At 58.6% G+C, this 24286-nt stretch carries 20 protein-coding genes and 4 pseudogenes; 12 read left to right on the top strand and 12 right to left on the bottom strand.

All coding sequences use genetic code 11. The annotated features are described in order from the left end of the window. Position 1 precedes the first annotated feature (1 nt). Entirely contained in the window at positions 2-244 is a 243-nt protein-coding gene (locus ACOIX3_RS09840; RefSeq protein ID WP_420969554.1) for a hypothetical protein, read from the top strand. A 409-nt stretch (positions 245-653) separates the two neighbouring features. Here the strand turns inward: ACOIX3_RS09840 and ACOIX3_RS09835 are convergent, their stop codons facing one another. Next, complete coding sequence (locus ACOIX3_RS09835; RefSeq protein WP_420969553.1) at positions 654-2228, bottom strand: porin; 1575 nt, start codon at positions 2226-2228, stop codon at positions 654-656. Positions 2229-3587: 1359 nt separating this feature from the next. On the opposite strand from ACOIX3_RS09835, the gene ACOIX3_RS09830 reads away from it, so the two are divergent. Further along, the gene (locus ACOIX3_RS09830) at positions 3588-4409 is read left to right on the top strand and encodes a class I SAM-dependent methyltransferase (RefSeq protein WP_420969552.1); all 822 of its coding nucleotides are present in this window, start codon (positions 3588-3590) and stop codon (positions 4407-4409) included. A 303-nt stretch (positions 4410-4712) separates the two neighbouring features. On the opposite strand, the gene ACOIX3_RS09825 is transcribed toward ACOIX3_RS09830, so the two are convergent. From ACOIX3_RS09825 to ACOIX3_RS09805, 5 genes are all read right to left on the bottom strand, one after another. Further along, on the bottom strand, positions 4713-5573 hold the full coding sequence (locus ACOIX3_RS09825; protein ID WP_420969551.1) for a phytanoyl-CoA dioxygenase family protein: 861 nt from the start codon (positions 5571-5573) through the stop codon (positions 4713-4715). A gap of 236 nt (positions 5574-5809) precedes the next feature. Beyond that, positions 5810-7084 carry an extracellular solute-binding protein gene (locus ACOIX3_RS09820; RefSeq protein WP_420969550.1) on the bottom strand — a complete coding sequence of 425 codons (1275 nt, stop codon included), beginning with the start codon at positions 7082-7084 and terminating at the stop codon, positions 5810-5812. A gap of 15 nt (positions 7085-7099) precedes the next feature. After that, a complete protein-coding gene (locus ACOIX3_RS09815) occupies positions 7100-7948 on the bottom strand; it encodes a carbohydrate ABC transporter permease (protein ID WP_420969549.1) in 849 nt (282 codons plus the stop codon). Next, the gene (locus ACOIX3_RS09810) at positions 7945-8910 is read right to left on the bottom strand and encodes a carbohydrate ABC transporter permease (protein WP_420969548.1); all 966 of its coding nucleotides are present in this window, start codon (positions 8908-8910) and stop codon (positions 7945-7947) included. The genes ACOIX3_RS09815 and ACOIX3_RS09810 overlap by 4 nt, the downstream gene beginning before the upstream one ends. Further along, a complete protein-coding gene (locus ACOIX3_RS09805) occupies positions 8907-10085 on the bottom strand; it encodes an ABC transporter ATP-binding protein (protein ID WP_420969546.1) in 1179 nt (392 codons plus the stop codon). Before ACOIX3_RS09805 ends, ACOIX3_RS09810 begins: the two co-directional genes overlap by 4 nt. 634 nt (positions 10086-10719) lie before the next feature. On the opposite strand from ACOIX3_RS09805, the gene ACOIX3_RS09800 reads away from it, so the two are divergent. Next, the gene (locus ACOIX3_RS09800; RefSeq protein WP_420969545.1) at positions 10720-11865 is read left to right on the top strand and encodes a pyridoxal phosphate-dependent aminotransferase; all 1146 of its coding nucleotides are present in this window, start codon (positions 10720-10722) and stop codon (positions 11863-11865) included. Between the two features lie 11 nt (positions 11866-11876). Then, a complete protein-coding gene (locus tag ACOIX3_RS09795) occupies positions 11877-12749 on the top strand; it encodes an isocitrate lyase/phosphoenolpyruvate mutase family protein (protein ID WP_420969544.1) in 873 nt (290 codons plus the stop codon). Between the two features lie 116 nt (positions 12750-12865). Here ACOIX3_RS09795 and ACOIX3_RS09790 read toward each other — a convergent pair whose 3' ends face one another. Then, positions 12866-13060: a hypothetical protein gene (locus tag ACOIX3_RS09790; RefSeq protein WP_420969542.1), complete on the bottom strand. Its 195-nt coding sequence runs from the start codon at positions 13058-13060 to the stop codon at positions 12866-12868. A gap of 89 nt (positions 13061-13149) precedes the next feature. Here ACOIX3_RS09790 and ACOIX3_RS09785 point away from each other — a divergent pair, with 89 nt between their 5' ends. Continuing rightward, on the top strand, positions 13150-14058 hold the full coding sequence (locus ACOIX3_RS09785; RefSeq protein WP_420969541.1) for a LysR family transcriptional regulator: 909 nt from the start codon (positions 13150-13152) through the stop codon (positions 14056-14058). A gap of 263 nt (positions 14059-14321) precedes the next feature. Here the strand turns inward: ACOIX3_RS09785 and ACOIX3_RS09780 are convergent, their stop codons facing one another. The 3 genes from ACOIX3_RS09780 to ACOIX3_RS09770 all read right to left on the bottom strand — a co-directional run bounded on the left by ACOIX3_RS09780 (position 14322) and on the right by ACOIX3_RS09770 (position 15550). After that, a complete protein-coding gene (locus tag ACOIX3_RS09780) occupies positions 14322-14867 on the bottom strand; it encodes a DUF2285 domain-containing protein (RefSeq protein ID WP_420969540.1) in 546 nt (181 codons plus the stop codon). A 46-nt stretch (positions 14868-14913) separates the two neighbouring features. Next, complete coding sequence (locus tag ACOIX3_RS09775) at positions 14914-15105, bottom strand: transcriptional regulator domain-containing protein (RefSeq protein ID WP_420971699.1); 192 nt, start codon at positions 15103-15105, stop codon at positions 14914-14916. Between the two features lie 166 nt (positions 15106-15271). Continuing rightward, a complete protein-coding gene (locus ACOIX3_RS09770; protein WP_420969539.1) occupies positions 15272-15550 on the bottom strand; it encodes a DNA -binding domain-containing protein in 279 nt (92 codons plus the stop codon). A gap of 797 nt (positions 15551-16347) precedes the next feature. Here ACOIX3_RS09770 and ACOIX3_RS09765 point away from each other — a divergent pair. The 5 genes and pseudogenes from ACOIX3_RS09765 to ACOIX3_RS09745 all read left to right on the top strand — a co-directional run. Beyond that, entirely contained in the window at positions 16348-16572 is a 225-nt protein-coding gene (locus tag ACOIX3_RS09765) for a helix-turn-helix domain-containing protein (protein WP_420969538.1), read from the top strand. Between the two features lie 63 nt (positions 16573-16635). Next, a pseudogene (locus ACOIX3_RS09760) lies at positions 16636-17722 on the top strand (IS630 family transposase). A 55-nt stretch (positions 17723-17777) separates the two neighbouring features. Beyond that, positions 17778-18215, top strand: coding sequence for a hypothetical protein (locus ACOIX3_RS09755; RefSeq protein ID WP_420969537.1), 438 nt, complete (start codon positions 17778-17780; stop codon positions 18213-18215). 436 nt (positions 18216-18651) lie between these two features. Next, positions 18652-18778 (top strand): annotated as a pseudogene (locus ACOIX3_RS09750) (transposase); the annotation flags it as partial. Positions 18779-18956: 178 nt separating this feature from the next. Further along, positions 18957-19049: pseudogene (locus tag ACOIX3_RS09745) on the top strand (hypothetical protein); the annotation flags it as partial. Between the two features lie 78 nt (positions 19050-19127). Here the strand turns inward: ACOIX3_RS09745 and ACOIX3_RS09740 are convergent. Both ACOIX3_RS09740 and ACOIX3_RS09735 read right to left on the bottom strand, forming a co-directional pair. After that, positions 19128-21218, bottom strand: coding sequence for a recombinase family protein (locus tag ACOIX3_RS09740; RefSeq protein WP_420969535.1), 2091 nt, complete (start codon positions 21216-21218; stop codon positions 19128-19130). After that, positions 21196-21387 carry a hypothetical protein gene (locus ACOIX3_RS09735; protein WP_420969534.1) on the bottom strand — a complete coding sequence of 64 codons (192 nt, stop codon included), beginning with the start codon at positions 21385-21387 and terminating at the stop codon, positions 21196-21198. Before ACOIX3_RS09735 ends, ACOIX3_RS09740 begins: the two co-directional genes overlap by 23 nt. Before the next feature lie 273 nt (positions 21388-21660). On the opposite strand from ACOIX3_RS09735, the gene tnpB reads away from it, so the two are divergent. Continuing rightward, positions 21661-21912, top strand: a complete 252-nt coding sequence (gene tnpB, locus ACOIX3_RS09730; protein ID WP_420969533.1) for an IS66 family insertion sequence element accessory protein TnpB — start codon at positions 21661-21663, stop codon at positions 21910-21912. Positions 21913-22070: 158 nt separating this feature from the next. Beyond that, positions 22071-23554: pseudogene (gene tnpC / locus ACOIX3_RS09725) on the top strand (IS66 family transposase). Positions 23555-24286 lie beyond the last annotated feature (732 nt).

Here is a 24286-nt window from a genome sequence, read left to right as displayed (position 1 = left end):
CATGCACGTCAACAAGGTTCATGCCGTCTTCACCATCAGTCGCGTCGCCAAGGACCTCGGAGAGGACGAGGACTGGCTCTGGGATGTCGCAAACGGAATGGAAACGGAGGACGGCGTCATCTGGGTTTACGGCATAGGTGACGACGGCGTCATGGCGTTCACCGACTTCGGCATCGAAAACCTGATGGAGCTCATCAGGATGCACAAGGAAGACCCCGAACTCCTCAAGCGGTGGAATCCGTAAGCCATTGTCCGCGGCTTAGCTCGGATGGATACGTTCAGGCTGACCGCAAAGTCGGATGATTGGCGCGGGACGGTGCCGAGTTATTCTGCTTGACGGCTCGGCTCTTCCGTTGCGGAGCCTGCCCGGCTCCGCACGAAGGGCGGTGCCAGGCCCAATCATCGATGCCAATAACCTTGAGAGGATCGGCCGGCGAACGCCTGCGGCGTCGGACGACAGCAGGAGCATGTCCTTGCTTACCAACAGCATAGCGCTCGACGCAAAAAAGGCCACTCCGAAGGAGTGGCCCAAGTCAGACAGGAAATGTCCCGCAAGAGGCCTCTGAGGGCGGGCCGCAGGCTGGTCGATCGGTGCGCCGGACTTTGCCGGGCTTTACGACCGAATCCCGGTTCTCAAGTTGTCTGACGGGGCCTCACCAATTGCGCTGAACGCGTAGAAGCCCGACCAGCGCGCTCTGGTTCTTGAGCTCATACACAGCAGCCGGCTTGCCAACGGCCGCGACTGCCGGCGCCCTAATTGTGCCAGAGTACTTCTGATCGAGAAAAGTGGCATCGAGCTCAGCCGAGAACGTCAGGTTCTTGACAGGCGACCAGCGCGTGATTGTACCGACCCCTGCGATGTTGAAATCGGGATTGCAGACACCGGTTAGGCCAAGTGCAGCCATGCCAGAGCTGCCGCAGATCTGAGCCTTGGCTGCGTCTGTGTAGCGGACAGCAGCCCACCCGCCGTAAAAGCCGGTGTTCCAGTACGGATTCCAATTGTGGGTATAGCCTCCGTTGAAGCCATACGTCGTCGTCAGCTGAAGAGCTGTCCCTGTTGCTGCCGTTGTGCCGGAGTAGATGGCATCCGCGATGCCTGCGAGGCCCATGCTTTGATACGCGTCAGTTCTGGCAGAATTGCCGTACATCGCCCACGAGGCTGGAATGTTTTCATTGATGCCAAAGTTGATTGCGCCGTTTGCGTAGGCAGCTTGCAAGTTGATGGTATCACCGGCCCCGGTAGGAACATTCTTGATCGACAAGGCCAACTGACCAGCCCAGCCCCACTTGTCTGAGGCGTGTCCAAACGTTTCGTCCGCACCGTAGTACGCAGCGTGATTGTGGTGTGCTGCGACCGACGCCTGGAAGAGACCCCAGGATTGGTCAAGGCGCGCCATGCCCACGAAATCTGGTGCCCGGGTAGCACCGAAACTCGGCGAACCATAAGCCCCCGTCGCAATGCCCGCGGCTGTTGCATAAGTCGTGTTCCAGATATTCCTCTGATAATAGGCGGTCGGGTCCTGCATTGAAAATGTCGCCGTAAAGCCCTGACCAAAGTCAGCGGTATAGGTAAGCTGGTTGACACCTGTGTTGTTTCCGCCGCTGCCTGGAAGGCCGTCGAAGTTGCCAGCCGGATATTGCACCCAAGGAGAGCTGTACTGGGAGACCGCCTTTCCTATGGTGAATCCAGCAAATTGAATGAACGCGAAATAGACGCCAACCGAACCGTAGCCAACATTACCCACACCTGCATTGGCAGGCGCCGCAGTACCGCCGAGGGATTGGTAGACGGTAGAGCCATTTCCAGCACCACTGTAGCTGCCTGACGCCCAATTAAGAGTCGTTTCGAAGAAGGTGCGGACCAAGCCGTACTCAGTCGCTGTGCGCGTATCAATGGTGAAGTCGATGCGAGCGCGACCGGTATAAGCACCGCTCAGACGATTGTTGGCACCAGCGGGACCGGAAACAGGCGTCATGACGAAGCTGGAGCTGTCCAGCACCATGTCAGCGCGCACAAAGCCGCCCAGTTTGATGCAGGTATCAGAGCCAGGCACGTAGTAGAATCCGGTACCATATAGCGAGCAAGCCTTCACATACTGGATCTCTTTGGCCTTTACGGGAATATCAGCGGCCTGTGCCCCACTCAACGCAACTAGGCCAGCCATTGAAGTCAGTACAGTCCGTTTGATCGTTCGATGTGAGGCCGAGCTCGTAATTGAGAATGTCATTGTCCCCTGTCCTTCTTAGACCCCGTCGGACCCACGGATAGCACTGCAGAACAACCGTTTGACGGCCACGCATCGAATAGTGCGATCGTTACGTTCGTGTTTGACGATGGATAATGTATGAAAGCTGACGTCACCCGGTTGGGCCTCTCTGCTTTAGAGATTGGCCGCGGTCACTAACGGTCGCGGGTGGACGCGGCAACCCAACGTAAGAAATCTGTTACAATCAGATTCAGACCGGAGCCCGCCTAGCCGACGGACGGACGTATGAGGTGAAGCCGCATTGCTGCGCTCGAAATCTACGGCGTAAATGCGAGCGCGGTTTCAGCCGAGCAAGGGGCACACGCCTTCCAGTAGCGCACCGGTGCCGAGGCCCCGTCGTAAAGAAGCAGCTGATGTCCCTGCGCGATGACCGCCGATCTTTCGTACTCGATGCCGGTGCGAATGCCGGCCTTCGACCACGCCCTCGGTTCGTTGCGCGATCGCAATGACGCCGTGACAATTTGCTCTGCCACGCTCATGGCAGAGGCGGTCGACAGTTCTCCTCCGACGCAAGTATTGCGCCTCTGACGATATCGCTGAGTGAAGGACGACCGTTTGCCAGCATAGCCGTGTGGGTCAGCTGGCGTTGCCGGGCAGCGGACAAGACATCTATCAGTGCGAGCCCGCCACCCCAGCTATCCGGTTGGAGAAAGTCGGGCCATCCAATCGCCTAGAGTGACCGGTGGTCCATGGCGCCCCCCCACAGTCCACAATGCGCCCGCGGAATGCTGGCTTCCGGCACGATAGGATTCCAGCATGCGGAACGCACGGATCGATCAAACGCGTATATTCCTAAAGTTGCGCCAACCAAGTGCACTCCGTTATTTCTGGCTTGATCGCGCTCCAGCGAAATCATCATAGCGACATGCAACAATTCGCGCGCCGGTCAACTACCAACGCTGGTATTTGATCCAGATGACAAGACCGTGTCACCTAGGGATTGACCAACGTAGCACCTCTTCCTTTTGTTGAACAGAATGGCAGCTGGCGGACCCTGGTTCTTGATAACTCCTCGGCTTCTCATCCTCGCGGCACCAATGCTGCAGGCCCCGCCTTATTGGCAATGCGGGCGGTTAGACGGCGACTTGGATGGTTGCACCTCTCACCGCAGACGCGGCCAATGGGCTCGCGACGCCTCGCAGTTGAAATTCAAGGAGATCGACGTGCTGTCGTTGGGCTGACGACCGCTTCGCCGTCGCCTCCTCTCTTCACAGGATTTTGGATAAAAACTCGGGGGAGTTAGGCCGCGCCGCAACAGTGCACTAACGCTCGTCAGCGTCTCCATGAAAGCAGCCACAGGGATCCTTTGCGAACATTGCGATGGCAACAACCTTTCCCAATTTTGAGACCCCATGGTCCGAATTCGCTGGCGAGGGACAGAACTATGATCTTTATCGGCCAGGCTATCCCAGCGAGGTCGCAAAGGTCATCATGGATCACGCTATTCACCACCGCCTGGACGGCGATATTGTGGATGTGGGAAGCGGCACAGGACTCTTTACAAGGGTGCTCGGCGCAGAAGCCCAAGGGCGACGCTCCATTATCGGCGTCGAGCCGAACACCGACATGATTCGTGTTGCGGTGATGTCAACGCCTCGCGAATTGAACATCAAATTCCGCATTTCACCAGCCGAGCGGCTACCATTTCCAGACGGATGTGTGTCTGCTGTTGCGGCAGCTACGGCGGCCCATCGCTTTGACAGGCCCGCGTTCTATAATGAGGTTGCGCGCATATTGCTTCGAGGCGGGCTCTTGGCGCTCGTTCACAATCGGCACCGGTACTTGGATAGTCCTGCACTTTCCGAGTACCACGATTTCGTCGAACAGTGCATTCCAGAGTACCACAGGGGCACTTTCACCACGGCGGCCGGGACCTACTCAACGATTGATTTCTATGGCGAGCTCGACACTGATCTCAGATTCGAGGACGTGAAGGTGCGGCATTGGAATTGGGATTTTGATACGAGCCTTCCACACTTCCTGGCACTGAGCTTCTCTTCCAGCCTCATTCAACGATCGGCCGTGGCGATCGGCGAACAAGCTGTCGTCAAACAGTTAACCGACATATTTGAGCGGCACTCGCAGGACGGTCGACTGCGTCAGCCGCACGTTACCGAGGTGACACTCGCGACAAGACAGTGACCCGAATGCTCAGCCGGTTCAAGTGGCTGCGGACTCGCAATATCGATGCATTGGAGCTCCTGAGCTGAGATACGATTTTCCTCGTCTGACAAACTAGTGTTTTTGCTTCAACGAGCACTTTGTCATCGCGCGAAACGCTAGCCGGCCTTTCTCCCTCCCCAAGCCTTTCGACGATACCAGGGGCCGGAACATAGGCCATCCTTGACCTAGACCGCAGCGCGCTCGAACGCATTGGCTAGCAGATGTGTGAGGGCGCCGCGCAGGGTGGTGCGATCGCCCTCGCGTTGACGAGGCGAGTAAGCCTCAGAGCATGGTTGTTGATTTGAGCCGTCGTTGCTGGCTCTGGTGGTGAGCGGCAATTGCATCCTTGCGCCTGCGGCTTTCGGCCACCATCGCGTCATAGAATTCAACAGCGTCTGGATCAAAGTCGAGGCGCGGACGTGGTTCGGCGACGAAATTCCGATACTTATCGGTTCCGCGAACCAGGGTCGCGCTATCTTTAAACCCGCTAGTCTGGGCGACATGCGCTGCCACATATCTAATGGTAATTCCCAGACGGCGCGTGTCGGAGAAGTTCGGTTTTGACCCATGAATGAGCATGGTGTGATGAAGAGATATTTGGCCGGGCCGAAGCTCCAAATCGACGGCCTCAGCTTCATCGACCTTGACCTCGACATCCTGCCCGCGACTCAACAGATTGTTTTTGTCGTCGGTATCTCTATGTGGCAATTGGCCCCGGTGATGACTGCCGGGAATTACCCGCATGCATCCATTCTCGCGGTTACTGGGTGTCAATGCAACCCAGGCCGTCACAACGCTCGGTTCAGAAAGTCCCCAATACGTCCCATCTTGATGCCAGCTTACAAAGCTCGGATCGTGAGGCTTCTTATCAAAGTGGCCGGTTGCCCATGCCATGATGTCTGGCCCAAGAACGTCTTCGACCGCATCCAGGACATTCGAATTCCTCATAAGATCATTGAGCCACATCATCAGCAGATGCGGCTTGATCTTGGATCGTGCCCACAGATTAGGCTCCCGACGTTCGAGATCTTCCATGCGTGCCAAGAACTCAGTAGCTTCCTCCGCCGAAAGAGCGTCAACTGGGCAGACGAAGCCCTCGGAACGATATTGTTCAACCTGCGCTTCACTCAACATTTTAGGCATTTTTCTCTCCTGGATGGGCAGCTTCACATGGATTGAGGTGAGGGAACGAGGCAAAAGCTGGTGCCCCGATGTAGGTTTGGTTCAAAGTCCGCGAGAGCCGCCGAACCACGCGGCGTATGGCCCTCGTCAAAGACGTTTGGAATTGCTGCGGTAGATTGCCGCTCATGTTGGAGGAGGACGGCGAGTGATCGAAGCCCGGAGGTCATGACATATCTTGCGGGCAAATAAGCGAGAGCTTAGGCGTTGAGCAGTTTGCGGGTCTGCTCGGCCATTGTGACGAGGGCGTCTTTTGGCTGCGTCCGATGCACAAGAACTTGCCTCATTAGCTCGGTCATCATGTCAGTGATCTTGACCGCGTTGTCGCTCGAGAACGAGATCTGATCTGTCGTGATTACCAGCTGTTCAAGGATCGCTCGGTGATAGGGATTGATGGCGAGGTACTGGTTCAGGAACGTCGGATCCTTAAGCGCCATGAGGTTGACGGGCATATAGCCAGTCTGCCGGGCAAGGATCATCTGGCCTTCCGGCCCGGCGGCGAAGCGCAAGAATGCCCAGAGCCCCTTTTGCCGCTCCCAGTCCTTGGTAAACATCATGAAGCCATGGGCAGCGCCGACCAGCCGGCCGCCGGCGGCGGGAACTGGCAACTTGCCGACCTTTAGGTCGAACCGCCCGTTGGCTGCCCTGGCCACCGATGTGATACCGCTTGCCGAGCGAACAAGGATGCCGCAGGTGCCGGCGTTGAACGCTTGGCGCGCCTGCTCGCGGGTCATGTTGACCGTGCTTGCCTCTCCGAAGCGCCACACGACGTCCAACGCCCTTAAGCCTTCAGCCGTATCAAAGGCTATCTCGCTCAAATCGGACTTCATCATTCGTCCACCAAACGTGGCGATGAGGTTCTGAAACATCCAGGCGTTGGAGGCATCGTACTCGACAAAGCCACCATTAATTGTTCGGTCGAGGGCTGCGACCTTCACGCCGAGCGCGATGATCTCCTCCCAGGTCGAAGGCGGGGTGAGCGAGGCGTACCCAACCCGGTTCAGGAGATCCATATTGTAGTAAATGACCGGAACCGTCGTGCCAAATGGCACGGCGTGGACACCTCCGTCGGCCGATACGGCCTCCATGAGCGCGCTTGACAGGCCGAGCTCAGTGAAAGCGGCACTCCCGCCAGCGACGGGATCAAGGGGCTGGGCGTAGCCACGCCGTGCGAGCAACGGCGCGTAAGTCAATGACTGCCATGTGCCATCGGGAAGATCGTTGATTAAACCGTCGCGCAACGTGGTCTGAAGCAAGGGATCCCAGTTATCGCCTTTGGCAATGAACTCTATAGCGATTTCGGGATTGGCAGAGCTGAACCGCTTAGCAAGTTCACCAAGCATCTTCTGATAGGTGCCAATCGGGGTGCTGATCTTCAATGTCAGCTTTGAGGCGGCAGCGCGCGACGAGCGCAAAGCCCCCAGACCCATTGCCGCGGTGCCGGCGAGAAGAATATCTCTGCGTGTCAGTGGCATACGTATCTCCCAGCGCTACTTCACCGCTCCCTCGGTCATCCCTTCCACAAACCATTTCTGTGCGGCAAGGAAGGAGATGACGAGGGGCAACACGACGAGAGTCGATGCGGCCATGAGGGGACCATAGTCGTTGCCAGCCTCTTCGTTCTTGAATGCCATGATGCCGAGCGGAGGCGGCATAAGGGACAGGTCGCGCACCGCAATGAGCGGCCAGAACAGATCGTTCCAATGGCTGACCACCGAGAAGATGGAGAAAGCGATGACCGCCGGCAGCGCCATCGGCACCATGATCCGCCAGACAATGGCGAGTTCAGAAACACCGTCGAGCCGCGCCGCATGCACGACATCATCTGGAATGGCCTTGAAGAACTGCCGGAACAGAAAGATACCAAAGGGCGAGACCACGTAAGGGAAGATGAGCGCCGCGTAGGTATTGAGGATGCCGAGCTGATGACCAAGAGCAAATAGCGGCAGCGAGAGCACCTGGTGCGGCAGAAGCAGTCCGACCAAGACCATGCCGAAGAGAAGGTCGCGTCCGGGAAAGCGAAGTTTGGCCAGCGCATAGGCACAGGGGGCACAGACGAGGATCTGGGACACCAGGATCATTGCGCAGACGATGAAGCCGTTGCCCATATAGCGCAGCAGCGATGTCTCGGTCAGCGCCTTGGTATAGTTCTCGACGGCATATAGCTGGGTGGGCCAGAAGGAGAAGGACGCGCGAAAGATCTCCCCCGGCGGCTTGATCGACAGCGACACCATCCACACGAAAGGCAGCAGAACGAGCGTTCCGGTCGCGAGCAGCACCGCGTGCCGAAGGACAGCTGCGGACGGCGACAAGCGGTTCGCGGAGGTCGTGGCGTTCATTGGTAGTGGACCTTGGTGTCCATGAAGCGAACCTGAACCAGGGTCAGCGCCACCACGATGGCGAGAAACACGACCGCGATGGCAGCGCCATATCCGGTATGCAAATATTCGAAGCTCTCGCGGTAGAGCGTGTAGAGAAGAACTTCGGAGGCGTGACCGGGCCCGCCCTGGGTGAGCACCTTTACGCTGTCAAAGGCCTGGAATGCCCGCAGCGCCACGACGATAACAACGAACATCGTCACCGGCCCAAGCATCGGCAGGGTAACAGTGCGCAATCGATCCATCCAAAGGTCGGCACCGTCGACGTCGGCGGCGTTATAAAGCTCCTGTGGGATGCTCTTGAGACCGGCGAGAAACAACACCATGGCGTAGCCGAGGTTCTGCCAGATGCCGATCACGGCGAGGATCGGGAGAGCCGTGTTCTCGTCTCGCAGCCAGTTCGCGGTCGGCAATCCGATCCCGGCGAGCGCCTGGTTGATGAGACCGATTGTTGGATGGAGCAGCGCTTCCCAGGCGATCGCCATTGCAGTGAGCGTTGCCATGAAGGGCAAGAAGTGGATGGCCCGGTAGAAGCTGCGGCAGGACCGTCCACTTTCGATGACATGCGCGACCAGAAGACCGAGGATCACGGTTCCGGGCACGACGATCAAGGCGTAGACGATGGTGTTAACCAGCGAGGTCTTGAAAGTTGCGTCCGCGAAGACCTCACGGAAGTTCGCAAGACCGACAAAGGAAAGAGCGCCTGCCCCGAACCGCCAGTCGGTGAGCGCGATGACGAAGACGGCGGTAACCGGCAGGAAGAACAGGACGAGCAGAAAGAATGCGGCGGGTCCGGCCAGCGTCAAAGCCGCCAGCGCTTCCGCAAGCGCTCGCCTGCGCGCCGGCGTGACGGCCAAGAACGGAACGTCGATCGCCTCGGATCGCTTGTCCGAAGCGTCGGAAAGAGCAACAGGCGCGTTCATCCCGCGACCTCCCGGAACGGCGTGACGAGTCCCCGGACAGATTCTGCTTCCCGCCGCAAGCGCCGCCCGTCCCGGTTAAACAGAAGAATGCGCTCCGGTCGCACGCCAAGATGCAATGTATGACCTGGCGTGATATGCGGCGCCCGTTCGGCCAAGAGCCTTGCAATCAACGGCTGATCGACGCCGGCCAGATCGAGATGAACGAAGAGATCTGACCCCATGTGCTCGATCATTCGCACGAATCCGGTCAGAGTTCCCTGCCCGCCGCGGTCGGCGAGATAGAAAGCCTCCGGACGAATGCCGAGCGAGAGCGGTGTGCCTGTGAGCGCATCGGCTTCGATCGTGAGCGTTGATCCTGCCACGTCGATCAGGCCGTGTTCGCGCGCCACGCCATCAAGCAGGTTGATCTTGGGTGAGCCGATGAATTCGGCGACACGCCGATTGTCGGGATCGGCGTAGATGTCTTGCGGCGGAGCAACCTGCAATAACTCTCCGTCGAGCATCACCGCCACTCGGTCCGAAAGGGTCATGGCTTCGGCCTGGTCATGCGTGACATAGACGAAGGTGACCCCGAGCCGCCGGTGCAGCTCCTTGATCTCGGCGCGCATCTGGACACGCAGCTTGGCGTCGAGGTTGGATAGCGGCTCGTCCATCAGGAAGACAGCCGGATGGCGTACCATCGCCCGGCCGACCGCGACACGCTGGCGCTGGCCACCCGAGAGCTGCCCCGGTTTGCGTGACAGCAGGTGGCCGATGCCGAGCGACCTGGCGGTACGGGAGACCTCCGCGTCGATGTCCGCCGTGATCTGCGCCGTTCCTGGCAGGAGGCGGCCCAGAACGGGGAGCCTCTGCAAGGCAGAGAGCCGGCGCATCCGCAAAGGCAGTGCCATGTTCGAAGCGACGCTCATGTGGGGATAGAGCGCATAGGACTGGAACACCATCGCGATATCCCGCCGCTTTGGCCGCAGTCCGTCCACCGCGCGCTCGGCTATCCTCATCGAGCCGGCATCCTGCACCTCAAGCCCGGCCAGGATACGGAGCAGCGTCGACTTGCCACAGCCCGAAGGTCCCAACAGTGTCAGGAATTCACCGTCGGCTATCGACAGTGAAACGCTGCGCAGGACGGGCGTTTGGCCGAAGTGCTTATTGATGCTCTCGATCGAGACCGATGCCACCGCGTTACATCCTCACTGCCATGAACTCACTGCCATGAAACTTTTCGCGCAAGCGCGATGAGGAGGTCGTTTATCCCCTCGAAGGCAGGCTGAGCTTCAAGACCCATCGTGCTACAGCTGGATGACACAGATCGAATAATTCGATGTGACCTATGCAATATCCGATGGCATCGAAGCTTTTCAGCGTAAAAGTCGCTCAGGGCTCCGAGAACACTCGTCGAGCTCGCTTGGCAATGGCCCCCCTCGCATACTGCAACGAGCCGCGGTCCTGCTGTCTGGCGGGCGCCATCAACGTTTATCGCGTGCACCGAACGCTTCGTTTCGCTGCCTGATGATCGTTCGATCCAGTCCGCGGCATTGACCCGCCTCGAGCGTCGCACCAACCCGCAGAAAAGTGAACATCTTGCTCCTCTTCCGTCGGATGAAGCGCGGCTGCAAGACGCGGCATGTCTGACGCGATGACGCAAGGCATCGCAATTTGCGATCATTTCATTCAACAAACCGGATTGTCGGTTTGTTGGCCAATTTGGCAGCGGGTAGAAGCTTTCAGCAATTTTGCGTCAAACGCTAGGTGCTCCCTTTGTCTCTCGTTGCCGAACGGCTCAAGCTTGTCCGCCCCTCTGAAACCAAAGCCATGACCGCGCGTGCGAGCGAACTGCGCGACCAGGGCTCCGACGTGATCACGCTAAGCCAGGGCGAACCGGACTTCGACACGCCATCCGCGATCTGCCGCGCCGGAATCCAGGCAATCCGCGACGGGAAGACGAAATACACACCGGTGGCCGGCATCAAGCCGTTGCGCGAGGCGATCCGGACGAGATTGGAGCGCGATCACGGGCTCGACTACCGGATCGACCAGATCACGGTGGGATGCGGTGCCAAGCAAGTCGTTTTCAACGCACTCTTTGCCAGCCTCGACGCGGGCGACGAGGTGGTGATCCCGACGCCGTGCTGGGTCTCCTATCCCGACATGGTGGCGCTCGCCGGCGGCAAGCCCGTCCTCGTCGGCTGCGATGAATTCCATGGATTCAAGCTGCGCCCGGAGGCATTGGAGGCAGCAATCACGCCGCGTACCAAATGGCTGATGCTGAACTCGCCCTGCAATCCGACGGGTGCGGTCTACAGCCGAAGCGAGCTACTGGCGCTCGCCGCGGTGCTGCGCCGCCATGCTCATGTTCACGTGCTGTCGGACGATATCTATGAAAAGCTCATCTACAACGTCGAGTTCGCCACAATGGCCGCAGTCGCGCCGGACCTCTACGCCCGCACACTGATCGTCAACGGTGTATCCAAGGCCGACGCAATGACCGGCTGGCGCGTCGGTTATGGCGCTGGTCCCCTGCCGCTGATCAAGGCCATGAACCTGATCCAGAGCCAGACGTCTTCGCACACCAGCTCGATCTCACAATATGCCGCGATCGAGGCCCTGTCCGGCGGACGCACCCATCTTCAGGAATTTAGGAGCGCGTTCCTGCAGCGTCGCGATCTTGTCGTCGCCAAGCTGAACCAAGCCAAGGGACTCTCCTGCCAGGCGCCGGACGGTGCCTTCTACGTTTTTCCTTCCTGCGCGGGTGTCATCGGCGGACGGACGCCCGATGGCAAGGTTATCGAAACCGACACTGATTTTGCGATGTATCTGCTCGACGCATTCGCCGTGGCTGTCGTGCCGGGCAGTGGCTTTGCGGCATCGCCCTATATCCGCATTTCCTATGCTTCCTCGCTCGAGGACCTCACCCGCGCCTGCGACCGCATTATCGCGGCCTGTGCCGCCCTATCCTGAAGGATCTTTCGATGTTGCCAGCCAAACGCCTTCGTACCCGTATGGCCGAGACCGGCCTGGTCCAGATCATGGCCGCCCATAGCCCGCTTTCTGCGATCCTCGCGCAAGAGGCCGGATTCGACGGCCTGTGGGCCTCCGGCTTTGAGCTGTCGGCGCTCTATGGTCTTGCGGATATGAGCCTGATCTCGATGACGCAGCATCTCGATATGCTGCGGGCGATCGCCGGACGCACGAACCTGCCAATCGTCGCCGACATCGATACGGGCTATGGCAACGCGATCAATGTGATCCATGCCATCCGGGAATACGAGCGCGCCGGCGCCAGTGCCGTCGTCATCGAGGACAAGACCTTTCCGAAGGTGACGAGCCTTGCTGTCGGCGGCCGCCAAGAGCTCCTCTCCATTGAGGAGTTCCAGGGCAAGATCGAGGCCGCTATTGCGACAAGACGGGACCAGGATTTCCTCGTCATCGCCCGCACCGAAGCTCTGATCGCGGGGCTTGGCGAGGCGGAGGCTCTGCGTCGGGCGAAGGCCTATGTGGAGGCTGGCGCCGACATGATCCTGATCCATTCGAAAATAAAGGACCCTTCCGAAATCGAAGGCTTTTCGCGCGCCTGGACCGGATCGGTGGCGCTGGCGATCGTGCCGAACGCCTACCCCGATCTGGACGCTGAGCGAGTCAAGGCGCTCGGCAATATCCGCATGATGATCTACGGCAATTACGGCATCCGCGCTGCGGCCACTTGCATGCAGGAGACCTTCCGCCGGATCATCGCAGATGGCGGGGTCCAGAACGTCCGTAAGGATATTCTGCCGGTGGAAGAGATTTTCAGGCTTCAGGAGATGCATGAGGTCAGGGCAGCTGAAGCTCGCTTCCTTCGCTGAACGCAACCTTTAGAATTCTCCGTAACCAACGAGACCTTGAAACGGTCCTCGACGCCCGCATTCCGATCCGGCGCCATTCCGCTGCGGTTGGCAACGCTTGAGGCCTCGGCTGCTTTCTAAAAGTTGCGGTCGTCGACGGCAGGAACAGCAATCGCGCCGACCATGGTATCGCCGCCTGAAGATGCAGCTCTGAAGATAGTCGCCAAGGCGATCGACGTTTGCGGACCAAAAGCGTACGGATCGTACGGTGAGATGATTTTGTGCGCGAAATACGTGCGCGAAATACCCTTGATAAGCAGTGATCCGGCCATCCACATCGCATAATGTGATGGAGCATTCATTCTTGGCAATGGCCTGCCGCCGCAACTCGCAGTCATTCCAGGAGCGACCGGAGCGGAAGATGACTGCCGAACATGATGAAGTGCCCCTCAATGCAATTCGGGCGTTTGTCACCATTGCGCGAGAGGGAAGCGTAACGCGGGCGGCTAATGCATTGGGAACAACGCAGAGCTCGGTTAGCCGCTATCTGGCCGTGCTGCAGGGTTATCTCGGCACGGACCTCATCGAGCGCCGCGGTCGGCGGAGCGAACTAACCGAGTTCGGTCGGGTATTTGCCAATACGGTGGCCGAACCGCTCGAAACAATCTGCTTCACCGCCAGGAGAATGCGCAGGCGCAATCGTCCTGACGCCAATCGGATTGTGGTCCGCACGTCGCTTTCCACCTTCGCTTCCTCTGTTCTGATTCCAAATCTCCAGGCATTTTCCGCTGAGGTGGGCGGCGTCACGGTGGATGTCATCAGTTCGCTCTCTCCACCGTCATCTTCCGACGACTTCGACGTCTTGATTACACGCGACCTTTGCGTCATCGAACCGGCAGACAATTGGGAAATCTACAATGAGAGCCTCGTCTGCGTAGGATCTCCAGATCAGGTCGCGGGAAAAACGCTCTCAATTGCTCGTTCAATGCCAATTCTGAACATCACATCCCGGCCCGATATCCTGCCCACATGGCTGAGGGCAATGAACCTGACTGCGAAAGACATAAAATCGGGAGCCCGATATGATCACAATTACCTTGCTCTGCCGGCTGTCATGACGGGAAAATGCCTCCTGGTCGCGCCTGAAATCATTGTCAGCGATCTCGTGCGCGGAGGAGCGTTGCATGTGATACCGGGATCGCGCACGCCAAGTGGCATGCAGTACCGGGCCTACGCGGTCGACCGCAGTGACAATCCCGAAATTGCGCGCGCCTTCTGCCGATGGGTCGCTCGGCTCTGTAAAAAGGCCGCAATTCCGGAAGCCGTCTGACACGTATCCAACGACATCAGAAATTCAATCGATGGATTGGATTTAGCTGCAATCGCTTACGTGGGATCGATTGTCCGTTCAAAGGACTCGACGAATGGTGCTGACCGTCTTGCCTCCCTTACCTTCGATTATGCCCTTTCCGCAGCGACCAAGAGCGAGCCGAATGCCCAGAGGCTCCCGCGCGCCTTGATGACCTCGCGCAATGATTTTTTCGGTGTCATTGTCGACGGCCGCAGCAAGAAACTGGCCGATCAACACAGGGCTCAGGAGGTATCGTCCTTGTCTTTGCCCTTGCGACGGAGCAAGTCACGATAGCCGCCTCGCATAAGGCGCAGCCCCATCTGGACCAGGCGAATGGTCCGGCTGCGCAGATCGTGCGTTTTCCAGCCTCGATCGGGAATACGATGCGCGCCAAACAGACCTTGGGCGATGTTGCGATAACTGTTGCCTTCCAGCCACCCATCCACTGCACGCAAAGCCAGGATGTGCCGATGCTGGGTCCCGATCGATTGAGCAAGAGGGGGCGGTCCAACGGGACGCTGTTGAAGCGCCAACCAAAATCGATGTGCGGCCTGCAAACGGAGGTCGAAGTTGCGGTCGAGTGGCAGGTCGACGGCAACCAATGAACCGCTCGATGGAAGCTCTGTTAGCCAAAGCCGATGCTTCGCCCCTCCGAGCGGCACGATGGCATGCCATCCATCCGGCGCTTCACGAAGCTCGCCGCCTTCCAGGTCAGCGAAATCAAGCCCGTACGGTTTGGACGCAGTCGAGAAGATCGCCGTGCGGACGGTTAGCACGGTCGACAGCACCTCTGGCGACCAGAAAACAGCTTGTTTGTCGAACGTCTTTTGCGGATCAGCTGGGAAACGTCAGCCCCCACTTCCGTCGGAGGTGATCCGTCGCGCTGGATTGTTTGCGCCTGAGCAGGCCCCTGAAGTCTTTTTGATACTCGCGATCGCGGCGTAGCCACTCCCAGGCGATGTCGGGCGTTTCTGCTCGCTTCACATCGTTGTATGCGCTCTCCGATCTCCAGTCGGCACCTGACATCATACTATTTTCCCCACATGTTCTTCATGCACACGCAAGGATACTGCAGCCCGACAATTATGACGATTTCTGGTTGTGCTCTTGCAGCTATTCAATATTGATGCACTTGCGCGATGGAACGTCTTACTTTTGCGATTGGAGAGAAGACAACTCCGTTTCGAACGCCTCACTCTTCACTTTTCGGCCACCCCCGGCGCAGGAGTTCACGATAGCCGTGACGCGCTGCCCACTTGGCGCGAGCCAGATGACTTTCGAAAGCACGGCGCGCACGATCCGGCTCAAGGATTGGATCTACACCGAGCACAATGCGCGCGACTTCGCGCCAATCAGCGTTATCGGCTTCGGCATCGAGGAGACGCATATAGGTAACGGCGTGCTGCTCGTCGTATGGTGTAAGCTCGGGCGCGCTGGGCGCCAAATCTGCGGTCTTCGGATCGGCCGGCACTGCCTGGAACTCCTATCAAACCGAAAAGCCAATACAAATCTGGGCGATGCTAGCCGTACTCACGGCATCTTGGTACCGATAAATTGTCGCGACTCGTGCGAATGTCTCCCGCAGAAACTTCGACTGAAGGCTACCAGCACATATCCTGGCGTTCGTGGTTCCATCGTATACCTCCATTTCGCTCGCTCCGATTTGGTCAGTTTGGATTTGACCGTGGTCCATTTCGCTCGGAACGTGATTTGCAGATTGGCTGTTCTTTCAAGCGCCCGCTCGCTTGTTGCCTGTCAGAAGGGGGACGCGCGTGGTTTGGCGGGCAAACCCGTTGCTTGGTCGCGAGCCGATAAGTTGGCTGCTCGGTCCAGTCGGCCGGTGAGAACGTTGTTCTCAGTTTCGAACTCCACGTGACCAATTTTGCTATTTGATCGCGCCGCCGCGAAGAAAGCGCGGTTATCTCGGTTGGCCATCCATTTTGCGTCCGCCAAATGGCCAACGAAGGTTTCGCGAGCGCGCACTGGCCTGCTATCTCGTTCGACATGCAGCACGGTGCGAGCGACCTCTGCCCCGTCGGCGTGGCGGCTTCCGCATCAAGAAGTCGCCAAGGTCACCAGATGCTGCGTGCATAGGCGGTGAGCACTGAACTATCCGGAGCAGGATCAGCGAGAATTGAGGAGTGGGCGCCGGATGATCTTACGCATGCGCAGCAGATTGACTCAGTTTCGGTTCACAACATGCATGAGATGACGTTTTGTGAAGTATATCGAGGTGCAGTATATTGAGCAAGCGGCTTCCTTTCCCGCATGGATTTGCGGGAGACATTCGCCACCAATTTGCGTCGTCTGCGCAATGCGAGGGGATGGTCCCAAGACGAGCTTGCGTTTGAGGCCAAGATAAGCCGTGGCTATTTGAGCCGGCTTGAAAAGGGCGAGTACTACGTCAGCATCAAAATCATAGGTCGCCTTGCCGGCACGCTCGACGTTGAACCTGCTGAGTTCCTGAAGTGGCCCGCAAAGAGAGGTCGCTAGTCATCTGGAACGCAAATTCGTCGCATTAGTTGATGGCTCGAATCTCTAGAGAGGAGAGTGCTAATGGCGAATGCAGGTGTGCGAGGCCGGCCGATCGCGCCGTTAGTGCTTAGTCGAGAGGCAAGTTCGTCGTCATCGTGTAGCCCGATCGCTATCTGAGCGGTGCCGCGCGATCCTGCGATGTGCAGATGGTCTGCCAAGCAAGTCTGTGGCTGCCGAACTTGGCATCCATGAACACACCGTTGGCAAGTGGCGCCGCCGATTCTTGAAGGATCGCTGTGATGGCCTGCTTGACGAAGCCCGCCCTGGCCGCCCTCGAACCATCGACGACGATCAGGTTGCTGAGGTAATCGAGCGGACATTGCGTACGACACCGCCCGACGCGACGCACTGGTCGATCCGCTCGATGGCTGCGGAAACTGGCCTTTCTCACACCACGATCCGCCGAATGTGGGCGGCGTTCGGCTTGCAGCCGCACCGCAGCCAGACATTTAAACTGTCGAGCGATCCGCTATTCGTCGATAAGGTGCGCGATATTGTCGGGCTTTACCTGTCCCCACCGAACCGAACCATTGTCCTCAGCGTCGATGAGAAAAGCCAGATCCAGGCACTCGATCGCGAGCAGCCCGTCTTGCCGATGATGCCTGGGGTGCCGGAACGTCGCACGCACAGCTATGTGCGGCATGGTACGACCGCGCTGTTTGTCGCGCTCGATATCGCTTCCGGCTTTGTCATTGGCAAATGCTACAAGCGCCATCGGGCGGTCGAGTTCTTGAAGTTCCTCAGAGAGATCGACGCTCAAATCCCTGCGGGGCTCGCTGTCCATATCGTCATGGACAACTACGCCACCCACAAGACACCCAAGATCAAAGCGTGGCTCGCTCGCCGGCCGCACTATCATGTCCACTTCATGCCGACTTCCGCATCATGGATCAATCAGATCGAGCGCTGGTTCGCTGAACTCACCAGAAAGCAGATCCAGCGAGGTGTTCACACCTCCGTCAGGCAGCTCGAGGCCGATATCCGTACCTTCATCGAACTGCACAACGACAACCCGAAGCCCTTCAAATGGACCAAGTCCGCAGACCAGATCTTGGCTTCCGTCAAACGCTTCTGCGTTTATAAGCACGGCCAAAGAGTTAGTGCGTGACGGAGCGGTTGCGATCACGAGCAATTGCGGATTTTCGATAAAGTACCAAGACGCTATGGCGCAGGCGCTATCGGTGCCGGTTTCGATGTCCTCATTGCTACTCCTACCGTATCTCATTGCGACGATAAAAGGACGCGTCGGCATCTTGACGTTTGATTCGAGACCGCTGACGTCTGATCTCCTGAAACTAACTGGGGTTGCATCGCACAATCGCATAGCAATTGCTGGCATTGAGGATTCAGAGACGTGGAGTGCAATGTCGGCGCCTGAGAACAACTACACAGTCTCGCAGTTAGCCAAAGATGTGCTCTCCGCCATTTCGCTTATGCGTGCGCGACATGACGACATCGAGGCTATCTTATTCGAATGCGCGGCATTTCCACTAGTGACGCGGGAAGTGCGCGAGCAGACGAAGCTGCCAGTGTATGATGCCGTCACCAACGCAAAACTCCTAATGAGCGGTTACAATATGGCCGTTCCAAAGGCGATTTAACAAGGAAGCCAGCTCTCTTTTGCGCGTAGATCGAAGTGAGCAAGGGGCCAAAGACGGACGAATATGAGAAATTCCGATGCCACCTGGCACGTTACGAACGAAAGAGTTCCGGGTTCCATGCGCTCAGTGACGATGTTTCGGAGAAGCCTCAGCTAAATTTTCAGGAATTTGCTGCTTCGGCGGTGCACAAGAAGATGTTACGTGCGCAGGGCTTTCGAGTCGAAACCAATGTTGCCGGCTTACCAACAGCGCTAATGGGCGAAGCAGGGTTAGCGTGTAGGTTACCCCACATAGCGTGTGGCGTTTGAATGTCAGAGAATCTTCTGGTGATTTGTTCCCAGGAGATCATATGAGCGAACATAGGTCTGACACCAAGAACTTCGAAGTTATCATGGCGACACCCGAGCAGCTTCCGGTCAGTCTGGGACGGAGCTACCGTACATGGTCGCGTGAAGAGAAGGAGCGGATCGTCGGAGAAACGTTCGCGCCGGAGGCGAATGTGTCGGCGATCGCGCGCGCCCACGGGCTTGATCCATCGCAGGTGTTTGCGTGGCGACGCAAGGCGCTGGCTTCGGGAAAGGTTGCGCCGCTTTCCGAGCGAGCCCGACCGGTCAAGTTCGCGCGTTTTGAAGCCGTGGCGGGCGAGACGATGGAAATCGTGGTCGGCGATGTCGCGGTGGGCATCGGCAGCGACGTGGAGCCTGAGCGCCTTGCCGCGGTCATCCGGGCGGTTCGGCAGGCATGATCCCGGCAGGTGTTCAAGTTTACGTGGCCAGCACGCCGGTCGACTTCCGGAAGGGAGCGACCGGCTTGATGGCGCTGGTGCGAGATGGCGGAGCCGACCCATTCAGCGGCGCGCTATATGTGTTCCGTTCGAAAAGAGCACAGCTCGTTTCATTGTACATCCCTTTGTCAGATTCCGGGCAGACGGGTCATCCTATCGTATTGATAATCAATGTAGTTTTTCGGTCGACGTTCGATCACGCGCTGCACCGCTATGCGTACTGCTTCCGAACTCAGCGTGTCAACGGGGACCAACCATTGCGAGCCCTTGATTGCTTGTGTTGCCGGCAAGATGCCCTTCAGAACCAGGCTCTTTGCAGATCCGACGCAAATTCCAAAGTGGGCCGCAGCCTTCGCGAGGCTGATCATTTTGCCGTCGGATGACGCGGGGTCGTATTCCGGCAAGGCCAAGCGTTCGCGCATTTCCCGCACTCGAACAGTCGTCCAGGTCTCGCCGTCACCGGTCTTGCAGCGCATCCGATTGAGCGACACGGCGAGCTCTCGATCAGGCCAATGACCAGCGAGCTTACGAAGTGCGTCGACGGCAGTGGGCGCCATATCCCCCGGATATCGGCCCGTCTTAACGCGAGCAACACGAACCTCCGTATGCCGGCCGCCGGTCCAGTGGATGAGCAGAACGGCCTCGTTGGTGTCCTCATCGAGATCGCAAACAATCTCTCGGACTACGATGTGAACCAGCCGCTGCTTGGTGCGTGTGTCCGTGGACGGTGCGTTCCACACCCGCGGCAGATCATACGCAAGTTGCAGAAGCAAGGCACGGTCGATCTTGGGACTTTCCGCCGATGCGGCGCGCAGCTCCTTGATCCGACTCTCAAGCTCGGCAACCCGCTCCAATGCGCCATTCCAGCGCGCCTCAAGTTCACGGGCAACGTGACGCTTCGCCGGATCCACAAGCTCGTACCGGCGTGCGGCAAGAGACGCTTCGTAGCGTGCGACCTCAAGCTCCCGTTCGACGGCGGCGATGATCTCATATCTCGAGCGCTCAATCTGGTCGGACGCCAATATCGCTGCTTCAACAGCCCGATCGGAGACAGCCTCGAGGATTTGCAGCGCGACCGCACGATCGATCCGTACTCCGCCGATGCCGATACATAAGCCTGCGCCGACATGGGCGTCATCGCCGCGGCATTGATAGCGATGGGCATTCCCCTTGGCCTGGCCATAGACCACAGGCATCATCCGACCGCAACGTCCGCACCGCATCAAGCCGGTCAGAAGTGCGCGTCCCCCGCGCGCCGATTTCCGCGAGCAGTTCTTCTTCATGTGCGCGTTTTCCAGCAACAGCGCCTGATTGTCTTCATACTCCTGCCAACTGATATAGCCGGAATGATTGTCGCGCAGGAGAACATTCCATTCCTCCCGCGGCTTCTTGAACCCGCTGACCTTGCGGGCGCGACCGTCCACGATCCGTGTCTTCTGAGCGATTCGGCCAAACGCATAGGCGCCAGCATAGAGCGGATTGTGCAGGATCTGCATCACCGTGTGATAGGCCGGCGCTTTCCAGCTGAGCTTGTAGATTTGAACATTCCTCAGGACTACAGGCATTTTGATGTCGGCAGTGCGCAGCCAAAGAAAGACCTGCCGGGCGCTGCCGAGCTCGCGGAACTTCGTGAAGACGAGTCGAACCACTCCCGCCACATGTTCGTCGGGATCGATTTCGATCTTGCCGAGTTCACTCCAACAAAATCCGGGTGGTAGCATGAAGCGGTACTCGCCGCGCTGGGCCTTGGAGTCTCGAGCGGCGATTCCACGTTGGCGAAGCAGGCTCAGCTCATACTCCGACATCGTCCCCTTCAGTCCGAGAAGCAGGCGGTCGTTGACAAGCCGCGGATCATAGGCGCCGTCGGGATCGATGACCAACGCGCCGGCGAGGGCGCATAGGTCGATCAAGTGATGCCAGTCGCGTCCATTGCGCGCCAGCCGCGATGCCTCGATGCAATAGACGGCACCGACATCGCCCGAGCACACCATCGCCACAAGCCGCTCAAATCCGGGCCGCTGAGTGCTGCCGGAACCTGAGCGGCCAAGATCGTCGTCAATGACCGTCACCGACTTAAATCCGGTGGTTTCCGCGGCCTTTGCCAAGTCATATTGCCGCCGCTGGCTTTCGAGATTCCCCGTGACTTGGGACATTGTCGATTGGCGAACATAGACGACGGCGGTGCGGCTGAGGTGATCAGGCGTGATCTTGATACTCATGGTCCCCTCCCGGCATCTGAGCGGTCTGGACGCCCGCCGCTTCCAGCAACAGATCGGCGAGCGCCTGGACCAGACCTTTGGGATTGGCGCTCAGCGGGTTCTGGGGAATCCGGTGACCCAGATCCAGACCCAGCTGCATCGGCTCGCGATATTGGCTTTTTCTCCGCACGTCCCTTCTCCCTCTTCACCGAAGGACGGGATCGTGCGCTCGACGCCTGATTCGTTCCGAGAAGCTTCAGAACAACGGCAAGTTCGTTGAGCCCCTCAATACTGACCTGCGGCGGTCCAAGCGCCATGCCGGAGCAGTAGCTTTTGTCGAACATCCAGTTGGGTACCTCACGACTAAACCCACGGCGTTCCTCCGTGTAGATGCACTTCAAATCCTTGCCGCGTCGGAACGGTGCGACTTGAAGCGTTCGTCCAAAAAGGGGATGCCACGGATATGCAATTGTCGCGCTTCGAAGACTGTATGCAGAATGTCGGGCGTTGGGCGGACCGGATCAAGATTTTGGTCTGGGATCGAACGGGCCTGGTGTTGGTGCACAAGCGCCTCGAAGGTTGCAAGTTTGTTTGGCCAACGATCGCGAACGGCGTGATGCGGATGTCGCCGGCGATGTTCGCGGCCTTGTTCGAGGGGCTGGATTGGAGATTGGTCCGCCCGGAAGAAGCTCGGCGCCCGCAGACGGCGGGATAACTGCGGCAGAATGACTCGGCAGCTATTTTGAACGTGGCCCGCGCGGCGGCGCTGTGTTCGAAATAGCGCATGAGCATCGCGGCGCTGCGCGACGAAAACGAACGCCTTAAGGCGCTTTTGGCGCAAACGCAGGCGGCCTTGAGCGAGCATCAGGGGCACTGGCGGCATCGGAAGAAGCGCGGCGTCGGCTGGAGGTCATTCTCGGCGAATTGCGACGCGACAGGTTCGGCGCGAAATCCGAGAAGCTGCGACCAGATCAGTATCATTTGCCGCTCGAAGACGTGGAGATCGCGCAAGGCATCCTGGATGCTGCGCAGGAGAGAGCCGAGGCGGTGATCCAGGGTCGATCGCGGAACGCGCCAGATCATGGTTCTCATCGCAATCGCGGCTGCTTGCCTGCCCATTTGCCGCGGGTGGAGCGGATTATCGAGCCTGCGAGCACGCTCTGCCCGTGCGGTTGCGGCGCCATGACGAAGATCGGCGGGGACGTCAGCCAGCGCCTTGACGTGATACCGGCACAATGGCGTGTGCTGGTCACACGCCGTCCGAAATACATCTGTCGCCGCTGCTCGGGCCCCGTTGTGCAGGCGCATGCACCGGAGCACGTGGTGCCCGGCGGGCTGCCGACCGAAGCGGCCATCGCGCACGTGATCGTCTCCAAATTTGGCGACCATACGCCTTTTTACCGTCAGGCCGAGATCTATGCGCGCCAGGGCATCCGGCTTGATCGGGCGACACTGGGCAACTGGTCGGGCCGCGCCTGCTTCCATCTTCAGCCCATCGCGGACCACATGCGCCACCACTTGGCCATGGCGGATCGGCTGTTCATGGACGAGACCAAGGCGCCAGTACTCGATCCGGGGCGCGGCCAAACGAAGAAAGGCTACTTCTGGGCGATCGCCTCAGACGACCGCGGCCACAGTGGTCCAAGTCCGCCGATCGTGCTGTTCCGATATGCCCCCGGTCGCAGCGGTGCCTTTGCTGAGCAGTTCCTGAACGGCTTTGGCGGACACTACCTGCAATGCGACGCCTATGACGGGTATGACCGGTTGAACGAAGTCGTTCGACCGCAAGGGCCATGGACGCTCGTGCATTGCTGGAGCCATTTGCGCCGGCGCTTCGTCAAATTGGTACGCAACAGCAAGTCGCCGATCGCCGAAGCTGCCGTTCGGCACATCGCGCAGCTTTACGCCATCGCTCATCGCCGGACATCCGGCTGGCCGCGCGCAAGGAGCACTCGCTGCCCATGGTAGCCGCGTTAAAGTCGTGGTTCGAGAAACAGCTGTCGATGATCTCCAGCGGTTCGACACTCGCAGAGGTCATCCGCTATGCACTGAATCATTGGCAGGGGCTGACCCGCTTCCTCGAAGACGGGCGTCTCGAGCTCGACACCAACCCGGTCGAGAACGCGATCCGGCCAATCTGCCTGACCAGGAAAAACGCTCTCTTCGCAGGACATGAAATCGGGGCAGAAAACTGGGCCTTGCTCGCGTCGATCATCGCCACCTGCAAGCTCAATGACGTCAACCCGGTAGCCTACATCGCCGAAACCCTTGAGGCGATCATCGACGGCCATCCCCATAGCAGAATCGGCGACCTCATGCCGTGGCGCTTCCGCAAAGCGTCAAGCCAGCCTCAATAGGGCCCCGGCCGAGCGCTTACAAATGGCTTGAATCTCACAGGTTTTATGCGGCCCTGTCAGGAACCAGACAAAAATCGAGAGGCGTTGGCGCAGCCGGGACCATTGTCCCTTGTCCACGGATTCCAAGTTGAAGTCTGCTCCGGCCCAAACAAGCACCAGGGCATGAAGCGCAGCCGCTTTTCGGAAGAGCAAATCATCGGGAGCGATCTTGTGCTTCCGTCCAGAAGTGGTAGGGGGATTTCTTATCCCGTTTGCTGTATTCTTTACTATTGAGATCGACTATCGGTTCTGGACTAAGCCTCGCAACTTGTCAGTTGTGGCGACCCAAGAAATGATGGCTCGAGACAGTCATAGGTGGCGAGAATCCGAGGCTAGCATGTAACGGAAAGCCGCTTATCAGGTATCGAAAGACGGAGCTGCACATGACACGCCCAATAAACGATTTGGGTCTCTCAGAGGCGTCTATAAATTCCGCGAGTGGCATGCCGACTGATGGAATGCGAAAGAGAAAGCGCAGGGCCAAGGTTAGTGCCAGCATTTTGCGATGAAGCTTACCCGATCGTTCCTTATGAATTCGCCTGCGACGTTTGTGCTTGCTACACAATCGGTGAACATCAAGGTCGCGGTTGCCGCGAACTTGCTGCGGCCTCCAAACAGAAACTGGCCAAGTGCCCGTGACGAATTTGGCGTAAGTGGACGAGTCTACGATCAGATCACACCAGGCGCGCCGCT

This window comes from Bradyrhizobium sp. B120 (genome assembly GCF_049075665.1).
GTDB lineage: Bacteria > Pseudomonadota > Alphaproteobacteria > Rhizobiales > Xanthobacteraceae > Bradyrhizobium.
This window is presented reverse-complemented; position numbering and strand designations above follow the sequence as displayed.

Coding starts and splice junctions, on each gene's coding strand:
- ACOIX3_RS09790 (WP_420969542.1), bottom strand. CDS start 13,060: ATGGCCGGATCACTGCTTATCAAGGGTATTTCGCGCACGTATTTCGCG.
- ACOIX3_RS09835 (WP_420969553.1), bottom strand. CDS start 2,228: ATGACATTCTCAATTACGAGCTCGGCCTCACATCGAACGATCAAACGG.
- tnpB (WP_420969533.1), top strand. CDS start 21,661: ATGCAATTGTCGCGCTTCGAAGACTGTATGCAGAATGTCGGGCGTTGG.
- ACOIX3_RS09775 (WP_420971699.1), bottom strand. CDS start 15,105: ATGTCAGGTGCCGACTGGAGATCGGAGAGCGCATACAACGATGTGAAG.
- ACOIX3_RS09810 (WP_420969548.1), bottom strand. CDS start 8,910: ATGAACGCGCCTGTTGCTCTTTCCGACGCTTCGGACAAGCGATCCGAG.
- ACOIX3_RS09785 (WP_420969541.1), top strand. CDS start 13,150: ATGACTGCCGAACATGATGAAGTGCCCCTCAATGCAATTCGGGCGTTT.
- ACOIX3_RS09830 (WP_420969552.1), top strand. CDS start 3,588: ATGGCAACAACCTTTCCCAATTTTGAGACCCCATGGTCCGAATTCGCT.
- ACOIX3_RS09840 (WP_420969554.1), top strand. CDS start 2: ATGCACGTCAACAAGGTTCATGCCGTCTTCACCATCAGTCGCGTCGCC.
- ACOIX3_RS09795 (WP_420969544.1), top strand. CDS start 11,877: ATGTTGCCAGCCAAACGCCTTCGTACCCGTATGGCCGAGACCGGCCTG.
- ACOIX3_RS09820 (WP_420969550.1), bottom strand. CDS start 7,084: ATGCCACTGACACGCAGAGATATTCTTCTCGCCGGCACCGCGGCAATG.
- ACOIX3_RS09765 (WP_420969538.1), top strand. CDS start 16,348: ATGGATTTGCGGGAGACATTCGCCACCAATTTGCGTCGTCTGCGCAAT.
- ACOIX3_RS09740 (WP_420969535.1), bottom strand. CDS start 21,218: ATGAGTATCAAGATCACGCCTGATCACCTCAGCCGCACCGCCGTCGTC.
- ACOIX3_RS09815 (WP_420969549.1), bottom strand. CDS start 7,948: ATGAACGCCACGACCTCCGCGAACCGCTTGTCGCCGTCCGCAGCTGTC.
- ACOIX3_RS09825 (WP_420969551.1), bottom strand. CDS start 5,573: ATGCCTAAAATGTTGAGTGAAGCGCAGGTTGAACAATATCGTTCCGAG.
- ACOIX3_RS09800 (WP_420969545.1), top strand. CDS start 10,720: ATGACCGCGCGTGCGAGCGAACTGCGCGACCAGGGCTCCGACGTGATC.
- ACOIX3_RS09755 (WP_420969537.1), top strand. CDS start 17,778: ATGGCGCAGGCGCTATCGGTGCCGGTTTCGATGTCCTCATTGCTACTC.